The sequence below is a fragment of the Paenibacillus sp. TC-CSREp1 genome (genome assembly GCF_050171015.1).
GTDB lineage: Bacteria > Bacillota > Bacilli > Paenibacillales > Paenibacillaceae > Paenibacillus > Paenibacillus silvae.
The window spans coordinates 217,488-240,755 of sequence record NZ_JBNOKM010000006.1 but is presented as its reverse complement, the minus strand read 5'-3'; the positions used below and the strand labels follow the sequence as shown (position 1 = coordinate 240,755).

Annotated in this window: 26 protein-coding genes; 25 read left to right on the top strand and 1 reads right to left on the bottom strand. The window is 48.1% G+C overall.

The window, feature by feature from the left end:
* Positions 1–608 precede the first annotated feature (608 nt).
* The 12 genes from ACQSGY_RS11245 to ACQSGY_RS11190 all read left to right on the top strand — a co-directional run bounded on the left by ACQSGY_RS11245 (position 609) and on the right by ACQSGY_RS11190 (position 9,175).
* A complete protein-coding gene (locus ACQSGY_RS11245) occupies positions 609–1,202 on the top strand; it encodes an RNA polymerase sigma factor (protein WP_111271400.1) in 594 nt (197 codons plus the stop codon).
* Positions 1,199–1,834: an anti-sigma factor family protein gene (locus ACQSGY_RS11240; protein ID WP_216514776.1), complete on the top strand. Its 636-nt coding sequence runs from the start codon at positions 1,199–1,201 to the stop codon at positions 1,832–1,834. Before ACQSGY_RS11245 ends, ACQSGY_RS11240 begins: the two co-directional genes overlap by 4 nt.
* A 45-nt stretch (positions 1,835–1,879) precedes the next feature.
* Positions 1,880–2,479, top strand: a complete 600-nt coding sequence (locus ACQSGY_RS11235) for a histidine phosphatase family protein (RefSeq protein ID WP_427051954.1) — start codon at positions 1,880–1,882, stop codon at positions 2,477–2,479.
* Between the two features lie 234 nt (positions 2,480–2,713).
* Positions 2,714–3,832, top strand: a complete 1,119-nt coding sequence (locus ACQSGY_RS11230; protein WP_427051953.1) for a hypothetical protein — start codon at positions 2,714–2,716, stop codon at positions 3,830–3,832.
* 44 nt (positions 3,833–3,876) lie between these two features.
* The gene (locus ACQSGY_RS11225) at positions 3,877–4,383 is read left to right on the top strand and encodes a gamma carbonic anhydrase family protein (protein ID WP_427051952.1); all 507 of its coding nucleotides are present in this window, start codon (positions 3,877–3,879) and stop codon (positions 4,381–4,383) included.
* Between the two features lie 23 nt (positions 4,384–4,406).
* Positions 4,407–4,586, top strand: coding sequence for an IDEAL domain-containing protein (locus ACQSGY_RS11220; protein ID WP_017687723.1), 180 nt, complete (start codon positions 4,407–4,409; stop codon positions 4,584–4,586).
* Positions 4,587–4,752: 166 nt separating this feature from the next.
* The gene (locus ACQSGY_RS11215; RefSeq protein WP_216514772.1) at positions 4,753–5,175 is read left to right on the top strand and encodes a DUF2487 family protein; all 423 of its coding nucleotides are present in this window, start codon (positions 4,753–4,755) and stop codon (positions 5,173–5,175) included.
* A 192-nt stretch (positions 5,176–5,367) separates the two neighbouring features.
* Entirely contained in the window at positions 5,368–5,910 is a 543-nt protein-coding gene (locus tag ACQSGY_RS11210; RefSeq protein ID WP_111271394.1) for a ubiquinol-cytochrome c reductase iron-sulfur subunit, read from the top strand.
* 15 nt (positions 5,911–5,925) lie between these two features.
* Complete coding sequence (qcrB, locus tag ACQSGY_RS11205) at positions 5,926–6,597, top strand: menaquinol-cytochrome c reductase cytochrome b subunit (protein WP_017687726.1); 672 nt, start codon at positions 5,926–5,928, stop codon at positions 6,595–6,597.
* 22 nt (positions 6,598–6,619) lie between these two features.
* A complete protein-coding gene (locus ACQSGY_RS11200; protein WP_427051951.1) occupies positions 6,620–7,501 on the top strand; it encodes a c-type cytochrome in 882 nt (293 codons plus the stop codon).
* Positions 7,502–7,612: 111 nt separating this feature from the next.
* Positions 7,613–8,239 (top strand): DUF1405 domain-containing protein, encoded by a 627-nt coding sequence (locus ACQSGY_RS11195; RefSeq protein ID WP_216514968.1) that lies wholly within the window; start codon positions 7,613–7,615, stop codon positions 8,237–8,239.
* Positions 8,240–8,305: 66 nt separating this feature from the next.
* Positions 8,306–9,175 carry a sporulation protein YpjB gene (locus tag ACQSGY_RS11190; protein WP_427051950.1) on the top strand — a complete coding sequence of 290 codons (870 nt, stop codon included), beginning with the start codon at positions 8,306–8,308 and terminating at the stop codon, positions 9,173–9,175.
* A gap of 91 nt (positions 9,176–9,266) precedes the next feature.
* On the opposite strand, the gene ACQSGY_RS11185 is transcribed toward ACQSGY_RS11190, so the two are convergent.
* Positions 9,267–10,136 carry a YitT family protein gene (locus tag ACQSGY_RS11185; protein WP_111271389.1) on the bottom strand — a complete coding sequence of 290 codons (870 nt, stop codon included), beginning with the start codon at positions 10,134–10,136 and terminating at the stop codon, positions 9,267–9,269.
* 221 nt (positions 10,137–10,357) lie between these two features.
* Between ACQSGY_RS11185 and ACQSGY_RS11180 the strand changes: the two genes are divergently transcribed.
* The 13 genes from ACQSGY_RS11180 to dinG all read left to right on the top strand — a co-directional run bounded on the left by ACQSGY_RS11180 (position 10,358) and on the right by dinG (position 23,173).
* Positions 10,358–10,687: a nucleotide pyrophosphohydrolase gene (locus ACQSGY_RS11180; protein ID WP_111271388.1), complete on the top strand. Its 330-nt coding sequence runs from the start codon at positions 10,358–10,360 to the stop codon at positions 10,685–10,687.
* 50 nt (positions 10,688–10,737) lie between these two features.
* Complete coding sequence (locus tag ACQSGY_RS11175) at positions 10,738–11,262, top strand: tetratricopeptide repeat protein (RefSeq protein WP_427051949.1); 525 nt, start codon at positions 10,738–10,740, stop codon at positions 11,260–11,262.
* A 91-nt stretch (positions 11,263–11,353) separates the two neighbouring features.
* On the top strand, positions 11,354–12,157 hold the full coding sequence (dapB, locus tag ACQSGY_RS11170) for a 4-hydroxy-tetrahydrodipicolinate reductase (RefSeq protein ID WP_216514966.1): 804 nt from the start codon (positions 11,354–11,356) through the stop codon (positions 12,155–12,157).
* Positions 12,158–12,200: 43 nt separating this feature from the next.
* Entirely contained in the window at positions 12,201–12,641 is a 441-nt protein-coding gene (gene mgsA / locus ACQSGY_RS11165; protein WP_110894267.1) for a methylglyoxal synthase, read from the top strand.
* The gene (gene bshB1 / locus ACQSGY_RS11160; protein ID WP_427051948.1) at positions 12,638–13,327 is read left to right on the top strand and encodes a bacillithiol biosynthesis deacetylase BshB1; all 690 of its coding nucleotides are present in this window, start codon (positions 12,638–12,640) and stop codon (positions 13,325–13,327) included. The genes mgsA and bshB1 overlap by 4 nt, the downstream gene beginning before the upstream one ends.
* A gap of 142 nt (positions 13,328–13,469) precedes the next feature.
* A complete protein-coding gene (bshA, locus tag ACQSGY_RS11155; RefSeq protein WP_427051947.1) occupies positions 13,470–14,630 on the top strand; it encodes an N-acetyl-alpha-D-glucosaminyl L-malate synthase BshA in 1,161 nt (386 codons plus the stop codon).
* A 38-nt stretch (positions 14,631–14,668) separates the two neighbouring features.
* On the top strand, positions 14,669–15,970 hold the full coding sequence (locus tag ACQSGY_RS11150) for a CCA tRNA nucleotidyltransferase (protein WP_427051946.1): 1,302 nt from the start codon (positions 14,669–14,671) through the stop codon (positions 15,968–15,970).
* Positions 15,957–16,934 (top strand): biotin--[acetyl-CoA-carboxylase] ligase, encoded by a 978-nt coding sequence (locus ACQSGY_RS11145; protein WP_427051945.1) that lies wholly within the window; start codon positions 15,957–15,959, stop codon positions 16,932–16,934. Before ACQSGY_RS11150 ends, ACQSGY_RS11145 begins: the two co-directional genes overlap by 14 nt.
* A gap of 350 nt (positions 16,935–17,284) precedes the next feature.
* Complete coding sequence (gene panB, locus ACQSGY_RS11140; RefSeq protein WP_188591048.1) at positions 17,285–18,157, top strand: 3-methyl-2-oxobutanoate hydroxymethyltransferase; 873 nt, start codon at positions 17,285–17,287, stop codon at positions 18,155–18,157.
* On the top strand, positions 18,157–19,059 hold the full coding sequence (gene panC, locus ACQSGY_RS11135; protein ID WP_427051944.1) for a pantoate--beta-alanine ligase: 903 nt from the start codon (positions 18,157–18,159) through the stop codon (positions 19,057–19,059). The genes panB and panC overlap by 1 nt, the downstream gene beginning before the upstream one ends.
* Positions 19,052–19,435 carry an aspartate 1-decarboxylase gene (panD, locus tag ACQSGY_RS11130; protein WP_427051943.1) on the top strand — a complete coding sequence of 128 codons (384 nt, stop codon included), beginning with the start codon at positions 19,052–19,054 and terminating at the stop codon, positions 19,433–19,435. The genes panC and panD overlap by 8 nt, the downstream gene beginning before the upstream one ends.
* Before the next feature lie 94 nt (positions 19,436–19,529).
* Positions 19,530–20,177, top strand: a complete 648-nt coding sequence (locus ACQSGY_RS11125; RefSeq protein WP_427051942.1) for a tetratricopeptide repeat protein — start codon at positions 19,530–19,532, stop codon at positions 20,175–20,177.
* A gap of 143 nt (positions 20,178–20,320) precedes the next feature.
* The gene (gene dinG, locus ACQSGY_RS11120) at positions 20,321–23,173 is read left to right on the top strand and encodes an ATP-dependent DNA helicase DinG (RefSeq protein WP_427051941.1); all 2,853 of its coding nucleotides are present in this window, start codon (positions 20,321–20,323) and stop codon (positions 23,171–23,173) included.
* Positions 23,174–23,268 lie beyond the last annotated feature (95 nt).

Below are 23,268 nucleotides of genomic sequence, written 5' to 3'. Positions count from 1 at the left end.
AGACTAAGCTGTTCTGTTCTTCCTCTTAATCTAAGTTTATACAAATAAATTTGTCCAAAGTGTTGACAAAATGAAAACGGATACATATAATAAAAGTACAGTATGGTTTCTCTCCACTCCTATCCAATAACTGTATTGCTCCACGTGAGCAATGGCCGCTTATGTAAGCGGTCTTTTTTTTGTCTAAAAAAACAGAAAATTTAACGAATGTTGAGTTTTCGAGCCACTCGAACAAAAATAAATAAAAAAAAATATCACATTTTTGTAACCTTTTCAAAGGTTGCGACGTCTATATTTTGCGAGGCTCTCCAGAGGGAGATAAAAGGAAGCATGACAATGAATTTAACGGCATATGTATGTTAAGTCGGGCTTTGGTGGATAGCAATGGATTTGCCAGGATGATGCAGACCGTTGTACAATGTTACTGTTATGTAGAAACGTTGGGGAAATTGCCATTACATAGGGGAATTTGGCGGAAGGGCCTGAAATGGCGCTGGACGCTTTTTTTATGCGGTGAAAACCGCAACTTTTTTACGCCTGTTCGGTAATACATGGATAGAGTCGAACGGGGAGAAGCACATGGATGGGCGAGGAGGGGTCGCACTCAAATGACGGATTCCCAGTTGATTCGAGAGATCAAGGAAGGTAACGTGGAGTTATATTCCGAGCTGATGAGTCGTTATCAGCGTAAAATACTGGCTTTCGTATATCATATGTTGAAAAGTTCCAATATGGAGTTGCTTGCAGAAGATCTCTGTTCTGAGACATTCTATAAGGCGTTCCGCAGTTTACACTCGTTCCGTGAGGTGGATGCTTCGTTCTCCACCTGGTTATATACCATTGCCAGAAATACGGTACTGAGTGAGCTTCGCAAACAGCGCAGTGGCAATGTTCCGCTTGAAGAGAGCGGTGTCGTGCCTGTGGCTCCTCAGGAGAATGCTCCGGAGCATGCTGTACTACGCAGCGAGCGGGTGATGCTGGTTCGAGACGCGATTAACAATCTTCCGGAAAAGCAGCGATCTGCAATCATTCTTCGTGAGTATGATCAGCTTGATTACCAGGAGATTGCAGGAATTCTGGGACAGAGCGTAAGTTCTGTGAAATCGCTCCTATTCAGAGCAAGATCAAGTGTCAAAACGCAGTTGGAACCTTATTTCTTCGAACCGATGTACGAGCCATATGAAGGGATGAAGAACCGATGAATTGCAATGAAGCCCAGGAATTGTTTGCACTGGTCTGGGATTTGCCGGAATCTCATCCACAGCGAATTGCATTTCATGCACATCTCGCTGGTTGTGAAGAGTGTTCGGCGCAGTTTGAAGTCTGGGAGGAAGCCCAGATGCTGCTGCACAGCATCCCTGTTCCAGTGACCGAACAACAGGCAGAGAGAGTCAACCGTAATGTTATGGACCGGATATACGCGGAGTCTCCATGGCTATTGCCGGAAGAGGCAAAGGTTAATCGTTTCTCTGCAGCGATCCGTAAACATATGTCGCTTTGGATCGCGGCGTTCCTGGCTATTTTTCTATGCAGTTTTCTGTACATGGCTATGTTCAAGCCAGACGTGTCAGAGGCTGAGAAATCAAATGTTGTAACAACGGGCATACTTGAGACAGCAGTTGCTGGAAGTACTTCTTCTTCTTCAGGAATGTACCAGTACAACATTCCACAAGCAGATAAGGGCAGCATTATCGAGCCCTTTGTCGTAAGTATGGCTCCTACTTATCCAGAGTATTGGATGGGACTGTCATTGCTTGCTATCGGCATGGCTTTGTTTTCACTTGGCCGCATGCATCGATCAACGAATAAACGTAAACAGGGTGTGCGTGCATAGGTATTTCAGCCTAACGTTTGCCGTGTGAAGAAATGAGGGATATACGTGCGGATCGGACTTGTTCGTCATGGTCTCACAGATTGGAATGCTGCCGGGCGGATACAAGGTCAGACGGATATTCCTTTAAATGAGGAAGGCCGCAAGCAGGCTGAGCGTCTGGGGAGACGTCTGCAGTCCGAAGACTACCACTGGGATTATATTGTTACAAGTGGTTTATCACGGGCTCAGGAGACAGGTGAGATCCTGTCGAGGCTGCTTCAGGTACCAATGCTTGAACCGGATGCACGCTTGAAGGAAAGAGGCTTCGGTCAGATCGAAGGGCTTACATCTGAGGAAAGAGTTGCACGCTTCGGGGAGTCCTGGGACGCGATCGATTTGGGGCAGGAGCATATCGCAGATATTCAGGCACGTGCGATGGCTTTTTTGCAGGATTTGTGGTCTTCACATGGGCAAGAAAATGTACTTATTGTTACCCATGGCGCACTTCTTGCCAATCTGTTAACTGCGTTATTCCAAGATAAGTACACGGAACGAATCGGTAATCTGTCGTTGACCATTCTGGAGCAGCAGGCTGATGAATGGATTCCAATCTTATATAATTGCACAAAACATTTGTCTATGGACACTGCCGAACAATCTGAGTGATAAAACTCAGGTTGTTTTTTTTATCTTATGTTTCCAAGAGCAAGAGCTATAAACGATGCAATAACTCTTCTTTTCTTCTGATCGACTAGGTTCAGGCATAGAATAAGATAAATCAAAAAAAATCGCAAGAAGAGGTTTAGATTGTGGAGAATCCGTCAACGATGTTTACAAAACCACACTGTTACAGGCTTTAATCAGCAGCCGTAAGCAGTGAAGGGGCGAGGCGATGGACCCATGAATCTAGCAGATATGCTGACTTTTGCTGATATTGGCCAGTTAAATCGAATAGCAGATTACTATCAATGTGAATGTAAGCCCAATTCCAAACATGAACTCATCCAGAGCATTCTCACTACATTGGGCAGCAAACCTTTCTTTGAGAACCAGGTACGGCAGCTTACCCAGGCAGACCAACGGTTTTTGAATAACCTGTTATTTGATCCCCGCCAGTATTATGGCATGGAAGAGCTCATCGCCATAGCCCGTCAATCTATGGACAAAAAGGAGAGTGAAGCTGGTGCGAGTCCGCGTGATCTGATCATTCGTTTTACCAAAAGCGGTTGGTTGTTCAGTGGCACAACGCAGCAGACAAGATACCTCTATCAAGTGCCTCAAGATTTGAAGTTAAGGTTCAGAGATGTGTTATCAGCACATTTACGAGCAGGCATCACCAAAACGTCCGAGCCAGCCATGTATCGTGAAGAATATCATCTGATGGCCGAGGACCTGAAGCTCTTTCTGAGATTTGTGCAGCAGCATGAGATCGCAGTCAATGCAGAAGGCATGATGTACCGCCGTTCGCAGCAGCAAGTGATGGAGCATTTGCATATCCCCGAAGAACTGGTTGGCAAAGGCGGCTGGCGATTCGGATATGGCCGCTCGTTCAAGGACTATCCTGACCGCTTTGCACTGGTGTATGATTACGCATTTCATCACCGACTTATTCGGGAAGATCAGGGGGTTCTAAGAATGACAGCAGCGGGAGAAGAAAAGCTGAATGCGGATAAAGCGACCGAAATGATACAGCTTTTTCGGTTTTGGTTAAGACTTTATAAAGGCGCTGTTCCAAACTTGTCGTCAATTGTGTATTGGACGGGGGAGTGTGCCGCTGATTGGTCTACAACCGAATCTCTCTTTCAGCAAATTGGACCGTTCATTCAGCCCTTCTACTACGATACAGCAGAAGATATCTATGACAAGCGAGTCATCAAAATGATGTTACATCTCGGTTTGGTTCGTGCGGGTGAGCATGAGCAAGGAAGAACGGTGCAGATGACAGCCTGGGGTTCGAAACTTGCGGCTTCCTGCCGCTCCATCTCGGGAGATGTCAAGCCGATTCTGTTTGACAAGTGAGGGACAAGTTGTTAAAATCACTCCCAAATTAAGGAGTGATACGAATGATAATTTCTTATCAAGGTAAAAAACCACAGCTACATCCTACAATATACATGGCTGAAGGCTCGAAACTGATTGGTGATGTCACTATGGGAGAAGATTCTTCTGTATGGTTCAATGCAGTCCTGCGGGCTGATTTGGCACCCATCATGATTGGAAAGCGCTGTAATATCCAAGATAACACTGTTGGACATGTTAATACCAATCAGCCCTTAGTGCTCGGAGACGATGTTTCCGTAGGACATTCTGCAATCATTCATGGCTGCAGCATTGGCACAGGATCATTGATCGGCATGGGAGCCATTCTGCTGAATGGGGCTGAAATCGGTGAATTTTCACTAATCGGCGCCGGCTCTGTGGTTACTGAAAATAGTAAAATTCCGCCCTATACTCTCGCTTTGGGCACACCCGCCAAAGTAATTCGAGAATTGACTGAAGCTGATCTGCAGCGAATGTCGAAAACTACACTTGGTTATGTGATCAAAGGAAGAGAATATAGGAGCTCTTAAATCCGTTTTGGAGGTGCATCCTATTGGATAAAATGAAAGTTACGTATGAAGTCATGTTGGGGCTGGCGGCTGAGATGGTCTGGGACGAGGCGCTTCGCAAACAGCGCAGCGAGAAGCTTTATTTGGAAATCGACAAAGCGTTGGCTACCGGAGACGAAGTAGCTTTCCGGAGTCTGACGGATGAACTGAGGACGATCAATTAAGAGATCAGCGAATGGTACACATAGAGTGAATGCTGAACTTAAAGGAATGCGCAGCCGTGCATTCCTTTTTTTAATGTGCATGCTGAAAAAAAATGAATATCTGGCTTTATAACATATGCTCATATATAATATGGGAATAAAATGGATAGGAAGGGGATATAGGGAATTGAAATTCAGTGAGATGAATCAGGATAGCTGGGCCGAACTGCAGCTCTACCTGGATACATGCCTTGTTCCGTTCACGGCTATGAGCGGTCAACAATCCCCAGTCGAAGCGACTGAAGCATTGGAGAGGCTGAGAGATTTTTTAGACACCGTAGAAATTCCGTTCAAAGGCAGAATTATGACATATCCGGCCTACCACTACATAAGTGCAGAAATGTCAATGACATTAAATACCTTGTCGTCTGAACTGAAAGCTTCGGGTTTCAAATATGTGGTTATGATGTCAGCAGATGGATCTTTTGCGGACATGCATATTCCGAATGCTGATTTGTTATTGAGTCAACGTGATCTTCTTCAACAAATGGAAAACGAGTCCATCGCTCGATATGTAGGGGAATGTATTCGCGAACTATGGAAAAAGTGACGTCTTGATGACAAATGTGACAAATTTTCAACAGTTTTTTAACAACGCTTACAATTCAACCTTAAAAATGTGTGACAAATTCTTGACGGTGTTCTAGGGCTACTATATGATTATGTATGTTCTAGTAAGTCGTGGAATTTATGATAATGAAAACGATTGAGAGAGTTGGCTTAAAAGGGGGTTGGAGACAGTATGAGCAGTGAGCATGACCAGCACGAAGCCTCGATGAAACCGCCAAGCAGATTGGAAATGTCACGCAGGCAGTTTTTGACTTACACGCTTGGTGGAGCTACAGCCTACATGGCCGCCGGTGCAATTCTTCCTATGGTCCGTTTTGCGGTGGACCCGATTTTGCAGCACAAGGGAGAAGGAACCTCTGTCAAAGTGGCTGAAATCAGCAAAATTACGAATGAACCTCAAGAATTTACGTTTGAACTGAAGCAGCAGGATGGATGGTATTTGAGCAATGCCTCGCTGGTGGCCTGGATTCGTAAGGACGAACAAGGGAAAATTTATGCGCTTTCCCCGATCTGCAAACATCTGGGATGTACAGTAGGTTGGAATAGCGACAAAAATTATCCAAACGAGTACCATTGTCCATGTCACGGCGCGCACTATGACAAGGAAGGGAAGAATCTTGCCGTAGCCCCGAAACCGCTGGATGAATATGTGGTCAAGGAGGAACAAGGCTGGGTTTATCTGGGCGAGATTGTTCCGAACACCCGAGTGAAATAGGAGGCGTGAACGCAGATGTTTAAAAATGTCTATGACTGGATTGATGAGCGTCTTGACATCACGCCGATCTGGCGGGACGTTGCGGATCATGAAGTGCCAGAGCACGTTAACCCGGCTCATCACTTTTCCGCATTCGTTTATTGTTTTGGCGGATTGACGTTCTTTATTACAGTTATTCAGATCCTGTCGGGGATGTTCCTGACGATGTATTATGTTCCAGATATTATTAACGCTTATGCAAGTGTAGAGTATTTGCAAACGAAAGTAGCTTTTGGTCAGATTGTACGCGGTATGCACCATTGGGGAGCCAGTCTGGTTATCGTCATGATGTTCCTACATACGATGCGTGTTTTCTTTACAGGCTCTTACAAGGCTCCGCGTGAAATGAACTGGGTCGTTGGCATGCTGATTTTCTTCGTCATGCTGGGTCTGGGTCTGACAGGATACTTGCTGCCTTGGGATAACAAAGCTTATTTTGCAACAAAAGTAACATTGGAAATTGCCAACACAGTGCCTTGGCTCGGGCCAATTATCAAGGAGTTCCTGCAAGGGGGAACAATCGTTGGTGCACAGACACTGACAAGGTTCTTCGCATTGCACGTCTTCTTCCTCCCTGCGGTGCTTCTGGTGCTTCTGGTCGGACACTTTATTATGATCCGCAGACAGGGCATTTCGGGACCACTATAAACGAAAGAAGGGAGGAAACGTAATGGCTCACGGGCACAAGAACAATGATGAGGAAAAGGTTATCTTTGTCGGTGATTCACGCGTCCGCAAGGGGTCGGGGTTTATCACTCCACCTGACTACACGGCATATCCCGGCAAGTCGGAAGCATTTATTCCGAACTTCTTGTTGAAGGAATGGATGGTAGGTGTCGTTGTTCTGGTCGGCATCCTGGTGCTGACCATATCGGAACCTGCACCTCTCGGCTATCCGGCGAATCCAAGTGCATCGGTTATTCCGATGCCAGACTGGTACTTTTTGTTCCTGTATCAGTATTTGAAATATCCTTACGCATCTGGAGATTACGTCCTGCTGGGCGTGCTGGGTGTCAGTGGTGTTGCTTTTGGGGCATTGCTGCTGGCTCCCTTCCTGGACACAGGGAAAGAGCGTCGCTTCTACAAACGGCCGATTGCATCTGCTCTAATGTTTCTGTCTGTCATTTCGGTGTTCTATCTCACGAACGTAGCCTGGACTCACTACAAGCATGAGCTTGAAGCGTCAGGTCAGAAGCCGGAGCATATTCAGCGGGAGGAAGAAGCTCTTGAGAAACATGAGCAAGGGTTGCCTACCTCCAATGCACCTGGACAGCAGCAGGAGGTCGCGATCGTTGACAAAGATGATCCGGCGATGGAAACGTATAAAAAAGCCGGATGTATCAGTTGCCACGCAGCTGACCTGAAAGGCGCAGGAGGTCCCTCTCTTCGCGGAGTAGGGGACAAACACAGCCAGGAAGAAATTTTGACCATCATTAAAGAAGGTTACAACAGAATGCAGCCTCAGTACGAAAATGCTATTGCACAGGGTGTTACGGATGAGGAAATTACCCACCTAACGGAATGGCTTGCGAAACAGAAGGCAGAACAGTAAAATCAAATTAATGAAAAAACCTGATCGTTCATCGATCAGGTTTTTTTGAAGTCTTTTTTTGTTGAAGAACAGCATGGGGTTATTTTGAAGAAGAAAGAAGGAGCGGTGCGCGTGGCTTTATCGTTTTTTTGGAGCAGGGAGTTTCTGACCAATCGCTATTTCCTGTGGCTTTTGTTCTGGTGTAATGCACTCGGCACAGTGTACGGCTATATCTGGTACGGAGAACAGATGAAGTGGACACTTGCCCATCAGCCGGCGTGGCAGATCGTATTTGTGCCAGATAGCCCAACAGCAAGCTTGTTTTTCACATTAGCGCTGTTATGGGTACTTTATCCGGTCAAGTCGGTAGTCCTTCAGCGGATCGGACATGTCATTCAGGCTCTTGCGGTTGTAACCTCTGTAAAATACGGAGTATGGGCCGTGGCTGTTATTTTTGCAGGCTGGTCTCAAGGAGGGGCGCAGCACTGGCAGGACTGGATGCTAATTGCCTCCCACAGTGCGATGGCTATCGAAGCCCTGATTTATGTGCGTTTCTTTGGCTTCCGCTGGGTGGCATTGATTGTGGCTGGTCTCTGGACACTGCTCAACGATACAATGGATTATACATATGACATCTATCCCTGGTTGCCCGCAACGCTATACAACCATGTACAGGCTGTTCGCAATTTTACGTTTACGTTGACCATCGCCAGTATTCTCGCTGCATGGCTGGCACTGAAGCAGGCTAAAAGAGCCTGAAGACACATGCACAGCCTGTTCTAATCATGCCTCCCATGCCATACATTGATGGTGGGAGGGATGTCCATGAAGAGAAGATGCATCAGTAAAGCGGGATTGCTGGCCGTAACGCTCATGGCTCTGCTGCTTTGGACGAATGTAACTAATCAAGTATCTGCGCAAAGCGATGAATCCAGTCCGAACAGGAATCAGGAAGTGTCCTCCAAGTATACGATTGCACAACTGAACGAAGAGGCCGCTGTATTGTATCGCCGAGCGCTGGAAAATAATATCGAGGAAGTGCGCGCAAGCATTTTGCGCATCAGCAGCAGCTTGCAGCATATCTCGTTTGAAGGTCAAACCTCGGTTGAGGGCATTCATGCTTTATCTGAAACAATAGTTGAAGTCAAAGAGGCTGCGGTCAAACTGCAGGCGGATAAACAACTGCTTCTGGAGTCATCGGCCAAGCTCAGGCTTGCCGCGGACAGTTTAGCTCACCCGGTGAAGCCGCTTTGGCTGCAGTATTATAAAATCATGAAGGATGATCTGGACGCGTTGTCACTCGCAGCTAATCAAAACCAGAGCCCGACCAAGCTCGCGAATCAATATCTGGTACTTGAGCAGCATTATGAAACGATCCGGCCGGCAGCGATGATTCGTCTCGAGCCGTACCAGATTGCACAGGTAGATGCATGGCTCTCCCATATCAAAGGGCTGACACAGGCAAAGCAGCCTGATGCTGCGCAGCTGAGAAGCATGACTGCTCACGGAGAAGAATTGGTGAACCAGCTGTTTGGACGTGAGAAGGATGAGAGTGCATTTGTTCCTTTTGTACAGGGGCCTGACCGCAGGGTCGCGGGACTGGTGATCAGTTCGGTCATTGTCGCTGCGCTCAGTTATGCGGGATACCGCAAATACCGTGCACAGCAGCAGGATATTTTTACATATCGACGTTAATAAAAAAACCTCTCAACGCAAGCGGCCAGATTCATGGCCATTCATGCGGGAAGAGGTTTTTCTTATATGTTTTACATTCCGAAAACGGGTGTCAGCTTTCCTTGAAACCTTCGCCATGTACATCATGTACATCGCTGATAATGACAAAGGCTCTTGGGTCGATCGAGCGCACAATGGTCTGAAGTCTGCGGAACTCCTGTCTGGAAATAACACAGTATGCCATATGTTTGGCTTGTTTGGAATAAGCTCCGATAGCGGGAATCAGTGTAACACCACGGTCCATATCTTTGGTGATCTGCTCTGCAATCTGCGGGGCATGGTCGCTGATGATCATAAATGCGCGGGCAGAATAAGCGCCTTCCTGAATGAAGTCGATGACTTTGGACGCAATAAACACGGCTACCAGTGTATAGAGAATTTTTTCCTTGGGAATGTAGATGAGTGAAAGCCCGATAATGACAAAGTCGATGCCTAACAGCACACGTCCCATACTCCAGCCATATTTGCGGTTCAGAATACGTGCAATAATATCAGAGCCGCCTGTAGTGCCTCCCCAGCGAAAAACGATGCCAAGGCCGGCTCCAAGGGTTACTCCTGCATACAAAGCGGCCAAGAGAAGGTCGTTTTCTGTATGTAACGGTTCAATCCAGCCTTGATGGATCAGCTTCTCAAAAAGCCATAGAAAGGCCGTCAGCGCGCCGACCCCGATGCCAGTGTAAATCATCTGTCTGCCGCCCAGTACTTTAAGGCCAATGAGAAACAGCGGCACGTTCAGAATCAATGTTGTCAGTGAAGGAGAAACCCCGAAGGCATAGTTGATTAATACGGTTACCCCAGTAAGTCCGCCCTCCATCAGCTGATTAGGGATAATAAAATAGAGAAGCCCGAAAGCATACAAGGCTGTACCCAGCAGAATGGGCAGTACGAGCTTTAGTTGAACCCACGTTTTGGCAGTGCTCATAAGATCCCTCTCTGTACATGAATTAGAATGTGCAAGCAATCATTCCCATATTAGTATACCTGTTTCTTCAATCTTTAAAAATGGTTTGTTCAAGACCTTGAAAATGGAATTATGCAGGACCTTAAAAATGAATTTGTGCCGGATGATGGTGGAAGTGAGCTTCAATAACTGATATTATTAGGAACAAACACGACATCAGAATAGAAGGAGAACCTGCTCTCATGGAGAAAAGTCTGGCGGAAATGCAGCGTGAGGTAGACCTCTATATTTCCCAGTTTAAAGAGGGATATTTCAGTCCTCTGGCCATGCTGGCCCGGATGTCTGAAGAGGTTGGAGAGCTTGCCCGTGAAGTGAATCACGAGTTCGGAGAGAAACCGAAGAAGGCTTCCGAAGCTGCCAATTCGATTGAACTTGAGCTCGGAGATATTTTGTTTATCACGATATGTTTTGCAAACTCGCTCGGTATTGATTTGGCTGAAGCGCATGATAAAGTCATGCATAAATTTAATACCCGCGACGCAAATCGGTGGACTCCAAAAAACACCGATTAGGCGTAAATTACATATGCTGTACCATCACCCGCACGGGGAGGGTCAGCTTGATGATGAAACCGGAAGATTATATGCAGCAGGCTTACCGCTGTATATTGCAAAATGATTTTGAGCAGGCCATTCGCTGGTTTGAGACGGCCATTCATGCTCACCCGGAACATGCCGAGTTATATTATCGCTGTTCCATTACACATGCTCGCAGCAATCATCTGCTGCCTGCACTTGAATACGCCCGCAAGGCAGTGGAGTTATCCGAAGGCGTAGAAGAATATGTGCTTCATCTGCAGACACTTGAGGCGAAACAGCTGACAATGACGGCCAAAATGCTGCTGGAGCAGGCAGGTGAAGAAACAACCACGCCTTATGTCGAAGCAGCTACGCTTCTCAAAGAAGCGGTCAGATTAGACCCGCTGTCGGTGGAAGCTCATGTTATGCTGGCGCTGGCTTGCAGTGATCTGAATGAGTACGAGAGTGCCCTGCAGGCCCTGCAGGATGCCATCCTGCTTGATCCGCAGAATGGGCAGCTGCATCAAATGTTACAGGATACGAAGCAGCGTATGAAATCCATGCAGTAAGAGATCATCACAGTCCGAAATGAAATGGCTGGGATGACAGCTGGGTTGAGACGAATACATGAACGAACATAGTGAAGGAGATGCAGCCAAGATGAGTGAAGTGATTAGAGTTGCCGTGATCGGAGCGGCTGGCCGAATGGGCCGTGAAGTGGTGAAGCTGGTACTACAGGACCCGGATCTGGAGCTTGCAGCCGCTGTCAACCGCTCCGGAGCAGGCACGGACGCCGGGGCACTTGTAGGATTGCCGGATTGCGGTGTACTGGTAACGGATGATATCGAAATGGCTTTTGCCGAAACCAAGCCGCAGGTCATGGTTGATTTTACAGTGCCTCAATTTGCCTTTGCTCATACAGAGATTGCCATTCGTCATGGCGTAAGACCTGTCATGGGTGTTACCGGCTTCACGCCGGAGCAGATCGAACAACTGGACAAGCAGTGCCAGGAGAAAGGCATTGGCGGACTGATTGCGCCTAACTTCTCGATTGGAGCGATCCTGATGATGCGTTTTGCCGCACAGGCGGCCAAGCATATGCCTAACGTGGAGATCATTGAGTATCACGGAGATCAGAAGCTGGATGCACCTTCAGGAACAGCAATCAAAACAGCAGAGCTGATTGCGGCCAATCGTGAAGAGATCCGTCAAGGCAATCCGAACGAGGAAGAAACGATTGAAGGAGCACGTGGTGGATATTACAACGGGTTCCGCATCCATAGTGTGCGTCTGCCGGGTGTGTTCGCTCAGCAGGAAGTGGTATTCGGTGATTACGGACAGTCGCTGAAAATACGACATGATTCATATGAACGTGCAGGTTATATGCCGGGAGTCAAGATCGGTGTACAAAAGGTCATGGAATATACGGGTCTCGTATACGGCTTTGACAACTTTATCGATTAGAACGTAATTTAAAGATAGTCATGTAAAGGAGATCAAGATTGTCATGTTGAAAATCGCATTTATCGCCCATGATCGCAAAAAAGAAGAAATGGTAAACTTCGTCACCGCCTATGAGCCTGTGTTTACGGATCATCAATTATACTCCACGGGCACAACTGGTCTTCGTATTATGGAGGGCACATCCCTGCAGATTCATCGTTTTGAATCAGGGCCGCTGGGAGGCGACCAGCAGATCGGTGCTTTGGTAGCGCAAAACGAGATGGACCTGATCATCTTCCTGCGTGACCCGCTGATGGCTCAGCCGCACGAGCCGGACATCAATGCACTGCTACGCCTGTGTGATGTACAGGGGATACCGCTGGCAACGAATATAGCAACCGCCGAGATTCTTGTTAAAGCACTGGATCGCGGTGATTTTGCTTGGAGAGAGCTGGTACATAAGTACAAGCCTGAGGCTGGAATCCAAACAGGTGATGCTGAATGAGCCTGGATATTCTCATCTTCGGAGCACATGCAGATGATGCCGAGATTGGAATGGCCGGAACGATTGCGAAACATACAGCTGCCGGTTTAAAGGTAGGCGTATGTGATCTGACGCGTTCGGAGATGTCCTCCAATGGCACAGTCGAGCGCAGAACCGAGGAAGCGGAGCAAGCCTCCCGCGTCCTCGGTCTTTCGTGTCGGACCAATCTCGGCTTGCCAGACCGCGGACTTTATATTACACCTGAACAGGTACAAGCGGTTACTGCGGAGATACGCAAACATGCACCGCGCATCGTTTTTGCTCCTTATTGGGAGGATCGGCATCCCGATCATATCATGTGCAGTAAACTTGTTCAGGAAGCGGTATTTAACGCAAAGCTGCGAAATTACTTGCCGGATATGCCTGCTGTGCAGGTAAAGGCAACATATTTTTATTTTATTAACGATATCGGTCCTACGGATTTGATTGTGGATATTACGGAACACTATGAACAGAAGGAAACATCGCTTCGCTGTTATCGCTCCCAGTTTGAGCAGGGTGAAGGCATCGTATCTACGCCGCTGAATCAAGGTTATATCGAACGGGTGAGAGCTCGTGATTCCTTGCTTGGACAGCGCAGCATGATTTCATTTGCGGAAGGTTTTGCCACGAAAACACCTTATGTTGTGACACAGTTTGGGGTTTGAAGCCAGAGGTAATTTGTATATAAAGATATAAGTCCATTTATTCACACAATATAATTAACAATTAACGGATTAGGATATCTAATTTTTCCGTTGTTTGATATCAACCTGCACGAAGCGGGAGATCAAAGGAGCGTCCAACCGGATGGATCAAAAGCTAAAAATCGGAATTACCTGTTATCCGTCTCTCGGAGGTTCTGGGGTTGTCGCAACGGAACTCGGCAAGTTATTGGCTGAGCAGGGACATCAGGTTCATTTTATTGCAAATAGTATTCCTTTCAGACTAGGAAAATTCCAGAAGAACATTTACTATCATGAAGTTGAAGTAAATGATTATTATGTGTTTCGTTATCCGCCGTATGACCTTTCTTTGGCGACCAAGATGGCACAGGTGGCGAAGGCGCAGCAGCTTGATCTGCTGCATGTCCATTATGCGGTGCCGCATGCGGTATGTGCTTTTCTCGCGAAACAGATGGTCGGGGACAACCTGAAAGTTGTGACTACACTTCATGGTACGGATATTACTGTGCTCGCTCAGGATGAATCTCTGAAAGACCTGATTCGTCTGGCGATCAATGAGAGTGACGCGGTAACCGCCGTATCCCAGGATTTGATTCGTGAAACGGTCGAGCTGCTGGACATCGAGCGGCCGATTGACCTGACTTATAATTTTATTGACAAGCGTGTGTATTATCCGAGAGATGCGGCGAGTCTGCGTCGTGATTTTGCTACACCAGATGAAAAAATATTGATGCACATCTCCAACTTCCGTCCAGTCAAACGAACGCAGGATGTGGTCGAGGTCTTTCGTCAAGTACAGGAGCAGGTTCCTGCCAAGCTGCTGTTTGTAGGTGAGGGGCCGGATTTGCCTAAAATTCAATGCAAGATTAAAGAGCTCGGCTTGAGTGACAAGGTTCACTTCCTCGGCAGACAGGATGATATCGCTCAGGTGATATCCATGGCTGACATTTTGATGCTTCCATCTGAAAAGGAGAGCTTTGGCCTTGTGGCACTCGAAGCTATGGCATGTGGTGTACCCACGATTGGTTCACAGGCTGGTGGTATTCCAGAGCTTGTGCTGCATGGCAAAACAGGATTTCTCTCACCAATCGGAGATACGAAGTCTATGGCAGAGAACGCGATACGTTTGTTGACAAACGAGCGTCTGGCTGCGGATATCAGGGAAGCTTGTCTGCAGCGGGCGCATCATGATTTCTGTAATGACTCTATTCGCCACAATTATGAACAAATATACTATCGTGTGCTTGGGAGAGAAATTCCCAGTTTGAATCCCGTATGCGGGTAAGCCTCGGGGACCACAGCAGGTAAGAGAAGAGGTGATATATGGTGGTTCAATGGAAACAAGCAGATTATGAAATGGCAAAACAAAGTGAGAACGTGCTCATTCGGTTAAATGAAGAGGGGTTCAAGGCATATTGGGTTGGCGGCTGTGTTCGTGATGAATTAATGGGCCGTTCTGTTGATGATATGGACATTACAACCTCTGCTTCTCCCGAGCAAGTGATGAACATATTTGAGGACTGCATCCCTACAGGGCTGCAGCATGGAACGGTAACGGTTCGTTCAGGAGGGCATTATTTCGAAGTAACTACGTTTCGCACGGAATCCGAATATCAGGATAATCGCAGACCTGCAGCAGTACAATTTGTTCAGGATATCAAGGAAGACTTGCAGCGGCGGGATTTCACCATGAATGCTCTGGCAATGGGCGTGGATGGGGTTATTGTAGACCCGTTCGGCGGGCAAACGGATATTAAGCAGAAGCTGGTTCGCTGTGTAGGGCTGGCAGTTGAGCGCTTTGGTGAGGATGCACTGCGAATGCTGCGCTGTGTACGATTCGCTTCGGTATTTGATTTCAGCATTGCCTTTAATACTTGGAAAGGCTTGGTACACCAGCGCGAATTGCTTCAGCATATTGCGATGGAGCGGGTTCGAACCGAGATGGTGAAGATGATGGCTGGTCCTCATCCACTGAAAGGGCTGGCATTGTTAGATCGCAGTCAGGCGCTGGAGCATGTCAAGGCTCCGGTGAATGCGTCCAGATTTAATCGGCGTATGCTGACTGGGCTGGAGCAATTGACAGGAGATCACACATTGCTGCGTTGGTCTTGTCTGCTGCTTGCAGGTGCTTATGACCGCGAAGAGGCGGACAAGCTATTGCGGCAGTGGACGTTCTCTAATGATCAACGTACCCGTATTACCGGGGTTCTTCAGGTAGAGCAGCAGGTCACTAATTTTGTTGAGCAATGCGGTGATATAGACACTCTTCGGGCAAACTGGATTGTCACCGTACTCCATTGCGGTGCTCAAGCGGCCAGTGACTGGCTCCAGCTTCAGCAGGTTCTGCCGAAACAGTGGCGAAAAGTTTCGGAGCAGGCATATCTCAGGCTGGCTCAAGTTCAGGCACAAGCTGCTGTCTGGAGTCAATCCATGCCTGTGCATGAGCTGAAGGAGTTACAAATTACCGGAGAGCAGGTATTGAAGCTGGTGGATCGCAAGGGTGGACCTTGGCTGGGACAGCTGATGAAACATTTGCTGAAAGAGACGGCAATCGGAAATATAATGAATCAGCATGAAGCGTTAAGTGCTGAAGTGAAGCGGGTGGCTGTGAATGAGCAAGCATGAAGATTTATTACATATGCTGCTTCATGCTGATGGTGAGTTTGTATCGGGTGAGGACATCAGCAGACATCTGGCGATCAGCCGAACGGCTGTATGGAAACATGTGAATAAACTGCGTGACATGGGCTATGAATTCGAGGCGGTTTCCCGTAAAGGATATCGCCTGGTCACCAAGCCGGAAAGAATTGATGCAGCAGCGCTGCAGCTGGCGCTGAAAACAACCGTATTTGGTCGTAAGTCCGTGATGCTCTCCTCCACGCTGTCCACCCAGGGGGATGTTCAGAAGCTGGCTGAGGAAGGCGAGGCCGAAGGGGCTGTTGTTTTTGCAGAAGAGCAGACTGGAGGAAGAGGTCGATTCGGTAGAAAATGGTTTTCTCCTTCTGGCAAAGGCATATGGATGAGTGTGCTGCTGCGTCCGGAGCTGGCTATACAGCATACACCGCAGCTAACGCTTCTGACCGGTGTAGCCGTATGCCGAGCTATTCGCGCTTGCACTGGTGCTCAGGCAGGCATTAAATGGTCCAATGATCTGTTAATTGCTGGCCGTAAGATGTGTGGTATTTTGCTGGAATCGACGGTCGAAGATCACGAGGTTCGATACTGTGTGGCAGGCATTGGTGTGGATGCGAACTTTGATACACATGACTACCCGGAAGACTTGCAGCATATCGCCACCTCGCTCAAGATCGAAACCGGACAGCCGATTGACCGAACCGCGCTTGCAGCCGCCATTCTGACCGAGCTGGAGCATCTCTATTTTTTATATCAAAAAGAGGGGTTTAGTGTTATCGCATCGCTGTGGGAGGCATTGTCGGTATCCTTGCACCGCAAAGTGACCATCACGAATCCACATGGAGTGATTGAAGGCACAACTGTAGGGCTTGACCCTTCGGGGGCGCTAGTAGTCGAGATGCAGGATGGACACCGTGAGCTCATCGTTTCAGGGGAAGTAAGCTGGAAAAGCTGACATTTTGTCGAACTTTCACAGGTCATGTGAACATTAGACGTGAAGTTTGAGCAGAACTCTGCTATACTGTGTTCGTGAGGCGGTATCGGGTTGTTACAGACCGAGCTGCACTCCTTAGGGCAGTATATCTTGGTTCTGTTTGCTTTGTTTGTTGAAGCAGACGGCAATGTAATCAAAGTAACATATCGACAAAAGTATTGTTGGATTCTGCTCTGAGCCGAAGAGGACCGAGACAGAAGGGACGATCGCAAGTGACTCTTTTTTGACTTTTCGGGACTTTTTAGTGGAAAAACTAAAAGGTTTTTTTTGTTGCGTTTAATGAAAAGGGAAAGAGAAAGGGGCACAAGAACATGGCTAAGAAGCAACCATTGAACATTGTGAAAATGAAAAAATACAAGCAGGACGGAATACCGCTAAGCATGATTACGGCTTACGATTATCCGACAGCTCTGCTTGCCGAGGAAGCCGGCATTGATATCATTCTGGTGGGAGATTCCCTGGGAAACGTTGTGCTGGGTTACAATTCCACGCTGCCGGTGACGATTGATGATATGGTGTACCATACCCGTTCGGTTGTACGTGGTGCAGAGAATACGTTTATCGTGGCAGATATGCCTTTCATGACGTATCACGGCAGTATTGACGAAACGCTGAAAGGTGTGCGCCGCCTGATGCAGGAGGGTCATGCGCATGCGGTCAAAATGGAAGGCGGCGTTGAAATTGCAGATACGGTCAAAGCCGTAGTGCAGGCAGGAGTACCTGTGCTTGGACACATCGGTTTGACGCCGCAATCGGTGAATCAAATCGGAGGTTACCGCATTCAGGGCAAGGATGCTGCAGATGCGAAGCGTCTGATGGATGAAGCGAAGGCGCTTGAGGCCGCAGGTGCTTTTGGCATCGTGCTTGAGCTGGTAACGGAAGAGGTTGCAGCTGCCATTTCGAAAGAGTTATCCATTCCAACCATTGGCATCGGTGCAGGCCGCGGATGCGATGGACAGGTGCTCGTTTTCCATGACGTGGTTCAGTATGCTTCGCCTTACACACCGAAACGTTTTGTCAAAACTTATGGCGACGTTGGTTCGCTGATTCGCAGCAGCATTGCAGCTTACGTAAAAGAAGTGAAGGATCGTTCATTCCCGGCAGAAGAGCATGTATTCAATGCCGCTGATGGTGTGCTGGATGAATTGTATGGACAACGCAAAGAAAAGGTGGAAATTCGCTGATGAAGGTTATACGCACAATCACAGCATTAAGACAGGAAATTCAGTTGATTCGCACAAATCAGGCGGGCGATGCTAAAGGGGCTGTTGTTGGACTGGTACCAACGATGGGATATCTTCACCAGGGTCATGCCAGCCTGATGAAGGCTGCAAGACAACAAACGGACATCGTGGTACTGAGTATTTTTGTGAATCCGATTCAGTTTGGTCCGAATGAAGACTTCGACAGTTATCCGCGGGATGAGGCAAGGGATGTTGAGACAGCTCGCAATGAAGGAGTCGATATCGTATTTATTCCCTCCGTGGAGGAGATGTATCCACAGCCGACACAAACGACAGTTTCGGTCTCCCGAATCACGGAGCGTTTATGCGGAGCCTCTCGTCCGGGGCATTTTGACGGTGTCACGACGGTTGTATCCAAGCTGTTTAACATCGTGCAGCCGCAAAAGGCGTTTTTCGGTATGAAGGATGCACAGCAGGTAGCAGTCATTGAACAGATGGTCAATGATCTTAATATGCCTGTTGAGATTGTACCTTGCCCGATTGTTCGTGAAGAGGATGGACTGGCGCTGAGCTCGCGCAATGTTTATTTGAGCTCAGAGCTGCGTAAGGAGGCATTAGTGCTGTCTCAGGCACTGCGTGCGGTGCAGGAGGCTGTTGAGGCAGGAAAGGCGGTTACAGCGGCTGACGTTCGTCGTCTGCTGCGTGAGCACATTGGCAAATCTGCTGAAGCTGTTATTGATTATGCAGAGATTCAGGCTTTTCCAAGTCTGGAGCCGCTTCATGACCTGGATGAACTGCGTGCCTTCGACGATCTGTTAATTGCACTGGCCGTGAAATTTGGAAAAACAAGATTGATTGATAATATACGTATTCAACATCTGGAGGTGCTGTCCCATGTTTAGAACTTTGATGAAATCCAAAATCCACCGTGCGACGGTGACGGAAGCGAACTTGAACTATGTGGGTAGCATTACCATTGATGAAGACCTGATGGAGACATCGGACCTGATGGAAAATGAAAAGGTGCAAATTGTGAATAACAACAATGGTGCACGGCTTGAAACCTATGTTATTCCAGGTCCGCGCGGCAGTGGTGTAATCTGCCTGAACGGCGCGGCAGCCCGTCTCGTACAGCCTGGAGATACGGTAATTATCATTTCCTATGCGATGATGTCTCAGGAAGAAGCGAGTACACATCAACCAACGGTGGTATTCGTCGACGGTCAGAACAAACCGGTGCAGACGATGAAAAAGGAAGTGCACGCCACGATTTTGTAATCGGCTGGGAAGGGGAATGAAATCGGCTCATCCAGCAAAAAATGAGTACAGGTCACTGCACTAATCCATTTTTTCAAGGGTGGGGATGCAAGCGATGTTCCAGCATGTTTTCGCCGAGATGAACGACATGTTAGATGAAATTATCAAGAGCTATCCTTCCGCTAAAGGTCTGGACAAACAGGAACTGCAGCAGAAATGGAATTTATTAAAGCGCATGAGTGATGGAGTGCTGGATGAATGGCTGATGTTTGAAGAAAAGATGAGCCAGCTGAGGGAGCAGGAGCTCGAAAAGCCGGCTTCTCTGGAGCCGGAGCAGGAGGCAGTTACTGCTCTTCCCGAGCTTTATCTGGAATGCTTCAGTCGCGGTCAGGGGTACTTCAAGCTGCAAATGTATCCGCAAGCCATTGATCAATTCTCAAGGGTTGTTCACGACTATCCGGAGAGTGCGCTGGCCCGCTTCTATCTGGCACTTGCTCACCTGAATCTGGAACAGTTATTCGATTCAGAAGTCCATTTACAGCATATTATGCTGTTAAACGGTTCTGCGCGGCTCAAGGGCCTTGTATGTAATGTTCTGGGCTGTATTCAAGCCAAGCTTTCAAATCCGGAAGCAGCTTGCTCCTTGTTTGCCCAGGCCCTTCAGCATGACCCGACATTGACCGAGCCTCTGTATAACATGGAAGCCTGCAGGCTGAACAGAGGCAAACTGCAATACGCAAATCAGCTGAATGCCCTGAATTAAAATGGACATTTGGCGGCAAAAGAACGGTGTTTCCTCCTATGGCATAGCGGCGGGAACACCGCTTTTTTGTCAGTTAATTTTCAAATGTCCTTTTTTTTGCTATGCTGTAACATAGACTGGAATGGAAGGGACCGTATATTGCAATGAAATTTGCCGTTTTGGATTTCGAAACAACCGGCACGCAGTCCGACGGTGAGATTATACAGGCCGGACTTGCCATCATAGATCATGACTACAGCATAACTCAAATATATAGTTCTTATGTAAATCCGGGTGTACCTATTCCTCCTTTTATTACGGGGCTGACCGGAATTACAGAAGACGATGTCGCGGATGCTCCTTCACTCGAAGAGATGATGATGGAGATGGTACCGCTTCTTGACGATGTGGTGCTTGTGGGCCATAACGTTGCCTTTGATTTTCATTTTTTGCAGAATGCGCTGGATCGGTGCGGTTATTTGCCTTTTACAGGCCGTATTCTCGATACGATCGACTTTCTGAAAATTACGTTTCCTTCTCTGGGATCGTATCAGCTCGGTTATGTGTCAGCCGAGTTCGGATTTCAGCATGACCGTCCACATCAGGCGGACAGCGATGCACTTGCAACAGCTTATGTGCTGCTCAAGTGTCTGGATGAGCTTAAAGAGCTGCCTTTAATAACAATTCAGCGGCTTAGTGATCTGTTTGCGCCAGAGGATAGTGATCTGGGCTGGTTTTTGGACGGACTGCGCAGCGAGAAGGAAGCTGAGCCAATACAAGACCTTGACGGGCATACGTATTATCGTCAGCTGGCGCTTAACGTCAGCGATTGGACGGAGATTGGAGCACCTCGCGATGAACGGGAAGCGAATCCGCTGGACGGGGTAAGCTTTGATCAGTTTATGGATCAGGTGAGAGCTAATCTCAAGGATACGCTGGAGCATTATGAAGAGCGTGAAGCACAGACACAGATGTTTAGCAGTGTACGACAGGCGCTGGATGAAGAGAAACATCTTCTTCTGGAAGCTGGAACGGGCACAGGGAAGTCACTGGGGTACTTGCTGCCTGCTATTTATGAAAGTGTTAAACAGGAGCAGAAGGTGATGGTGAGCACTCACACCATCAATTTGCAGGAGCAGCTGCGTGAGCGGGATATTCCCATGCTGACACAGGTGGTGCCATTCCCGTTCAAGGCCGCTGTCTTCAAGGGCAGAGGGCATTACCTGTGCCTTCGCAAGTTCGAACACAAAATCAACAAACGTGAATTTGCTACGCCAAAAGAGGATTATTTCACAGCAGCTCAAATGATTGTATGGCTCACACAAACGGAAACGGGGGATGACGAGGAGCTGAACCTCAGTGCACGTGGCGGCGACTTCTGGGAGACTGTTCAGAGCGAATCTGAATCATGTCTTGGCAGATCCTGCCCTTGGTTCCGCAAATGTTTCTATCACCGCGCCAAGCATGAGGCCGGGCTTTCGGACATTGTGATTACCAATCATTCGAAGCTGTTCACGGATGTGAAGGCAGCTCATCAGCTTTTGCCAGCATACGAAAGTTTGGTTATCGATGAGGCCCATCACCTGGAGGATGTTGCGGGTAAACATCTGGGTCTTCATATGAAATATTTTACCCTTGTGCACACACTCACACGTTTGTTCAAGGACAGCCGTAACGGGCAGCTGCCGATGCTGCGCTCACAGCTGTCAGGACACGAGAAAGGCGTGCAGTGGGGTTCCATGGTGGATGAGATGTTTCCTCTTGCTGTGGAAGTTAAGGAGCTCTGGGACCGTCTGAGCGACGCTCTGTTCAGCCTGCTTCCTGAACGCAGCGATGCGTCACCAGGCGAGACAGGACAATTCTCCCTTCGACTGAAGGCATCGCAAAAGCCTGCGAAATGGCAGGAGCTGCAGGATCTGGAGAACCAGATCTATGTCACTCTGGGCGATATGGTTCGCAAGGGCGACAAGCTGCTGCTTGAAGTGAAAGAGGACCAGGATGATTATCAGTCTGACAGCCTGATCACAGATATTACCGGACTGTTGAAGGATTTGACGACAATGAAGGAGAATTTGCGATTCTTCATGCGTATGGACGATGCCAAGACCGTGTACTGGATGGAAGCTAGCGGTCAGTTCCGCAGTAAATCCCTTCAGCTATACGCTGTTCCGGTGGATGTAAGTGCACAGCTGAAAGAGATGTTTTTTGACAAAAAGAAAAGCGTTGTGCTTACATCGGCGACATTGTCTGTAGATAAGTCCTTCCAGTTTATGATTGAGCAGCTGGGCTTGCAGGAGGCTGCGGACAATAATCGGCTGCTGACATCCATGCTTCCTTCTCCGTTTAATTATCGTGAGCAGGCTTTGCTGGTGATCCCGCGTGATTTCCCGAGTCTGAAGGGCAGTGTCGGAGATGCACACTTTGTACAGATGCTGGTGCAATCGCTGGCTGAAGCGGCGATCGCAACTCGTGGACGGATGATGGTGCTGTTCACCTCTTACAAAATGCTTCGCCAGGTGTATGATCCGCTCAAGGAGGCCTTGTCGGGAAATGACATTTCTCTGCTGGGCCAAGGGGTGGACAGTGGCAATCGCTCCAAGCTGACCCGAAGATTTCAGGATGCCAAAGCGGCGGTACTGCTGGGCACGAGCAGCTTCTGGGAAGGGGTGGATATTCCAGGCGAAGCTCTCACCTGTCTGGCGATTGTACGACTGCCGTTTCAGCCGCCGAACCATCCGCTTCTCGAAGCGAAGAGTGAACTGCTGGTGGAGCAGAAAAAAAATCCATTTATGAAGCTGTCTGTTCCACAGGCGGTCATCCGGTTCAAGCAGGGATTTGGACGACTGGTTCGTACCGGCAAGGATCGGGGTATTGTCATCGTGTATGATACCCGTGTGATCGAGGCTTACTACGGCAAGTATTTCCTGTACTCGCTGCCTGGGCCGAAGATGGAACATATGCTCACAGAACAGATGGTACCGCGTATTTCCGAATGGCTGGATCGACCTGCCGAGTAGCAAAAATATTCATTTTTTTGTAAGCTATGGCATTGCATTGTGCTTTAACATGGCGTTACACTCGAAAGAGACTTTACAGGCAGAACATCATGAAC

What these genes read in the sequence shown, in the direction of transcription:
- panB (WP_188591048.1), top strand. Translation starts at nt 17,285, where the DNA reads ATGGCTAAGAAGCAACCATTGAACATTGTGAAAATGAAAAAATACAAG.
- qcrB (WP_017687726.1), top strand. Translation starts at nt 5,926, where the DNA reads ATGTTTAAAAATGTCTATGACTGGATTGATGAGCGTCTTGACATCACG.
- ACQSGY_RS11185 (WP_111271389.1), bottom strand. Translation starts at nt 10,136, where the DNA reads ATGAGCACTGCCAAAACGTGGGTTCAACTAAAGCTCGTACTGCCCATT.
- ACQSGY_RS11230 (WP_427051953.1), top strand. Translation starts at nt 2,714, where the DNA reads ATGAATCTAGCAGATATGCTGACTTTTGCTGATATTGGCCAGTTAAAT.
- ACQSGY_RS11125 (WP_427051942.1), top strand. Translation starts at nt 19,530, where the DNA reads ATGTTCCAGCATGTTTTCGCCGAGATGAACGACATGTTAGATGAAATT.
- ACQSGY_RS11190 (WP_427051950.1), top strand. Translation starts at nt 8,306, where the DNA reads ATGAAGAGAAGATGCATCAGTAAAGCGGGATTGCTGGCCGTAACGCTC.
- ACQSGY_RS11145 (WP_427051945.1), top strand. Translation starts at nt 15,957, where the DNA reads ATGAGCAAGCATGAAGATTTATTACATATGCTGCTTCATGCTGATGGT.
- mgsA (WP_110894267.1), top strand. Translation starts at nt 12,201, where the DNA reads ATGTTGAAAATCGCATTTATCGCCCATGATCGCAAAAAAGAAGAAATG.
- panC (WP_427051944.1), top strand. Translation starts at nt 18,157, where the DNA reads ATGAAGGTTATACGCACAATCACAGCATTAAGACAGGAAATTCAGTTG.
- dinG (WP_427051941.1), top strand. Translation starts at nt 20,321, where the DNA reads ATGAAATTTGCCGTTTTGGATTTCGAAACAACCGGCACGCAGTCCGAC.
- ACQSGY_RS11150 (WP_427051946.1), top strand. Translation starts at nt 14,669, where the DNA reads ATGGTGGTTCAATGGAAACAAGCAGATTATGAAATGGCAAAACAAAGT.
- panD (WP_427051943.1), top strand. Translation starts at nt 19,052, where the DNA reads ATGTTTAGAACTTTGATGAAATCCAAAATCCACCGTGCGACGGTGACG.
- bshB1 (WP_427051948.1), top strand. Translation starts at nt 12,638, where the DNA reads ATGAGCCTGGATATTCTCATCTTCGGAGCACATGCAGATGATGCCGAG.
- ACQSGY_RS11175 (WP_427051949.1), top strand. Translation starts at nt 10,738, where the DNA reads ATGATGAAACCGGAAGATTATATGCAGCAGGCTTACCGCTGTATATTG.
- ACQSGY_RS11180 (WP_111271388.1), top strand. Translation starts at nt 10,358, where the DNA reads ATGGAGAAAAGTCTGGCGGAAATGCAGCGTGAGGTAGACCTCTATATT.
- ACQSGY_RS11210 (WP_111271394.1), top strand. Translation starts at nt 5,368, where the DNA reads ATGAGCAGTGAGCATGACCAGCACGAAGCCTCGATGAAACCGCCAAGC.
- dapB (WP_216514966.1), top strand. Translation starts at nt 11,354, where the DNA reads ATGAGTGAAGTGATTAGAGTTGCCGTGATCGGAGCGGCTGGCCGAATG.
- ACQSGY_RS11200 (WP_427051951.1), top strand. Translation starts at nt 6,620, where the DNA reads ATGGCTCACGGGCACAAGAACAATGATGAGGAAAAGGTTATCTTTGTC.
- ACQSGY_RS11240 (WP_216514776.1), top strand. Translation starts at nt 1,199, where the DNA reads ATGAATTGCAATGAAGCCCAGGAATTGTTTGCACTGGTCTGGGATTTG.
- bshA (WP_427051947.1), top strand. Translation starts at nt 13,470, where the DNA reads ATGGATCAAAAGCTAAAAATCGGAATTACCTGTTATCCGTCTCTCGGA.
- ACQSGY_RS11225 (WP_427051952.1), top strand. Translation starts at nt 3,877, where the DNA reads ATGATAATTTCTTATCAAGGTAAAAAACCACAGCTACATCCTACAATA.
- ACQSGY_RS11245 (WP_111271400.1), top strand. Translation starts at nt 609, where the DNA reads ATGACGGATTCCCAGTTGATTCGAGAGATCAAGGAAGGTAACGTGGAG.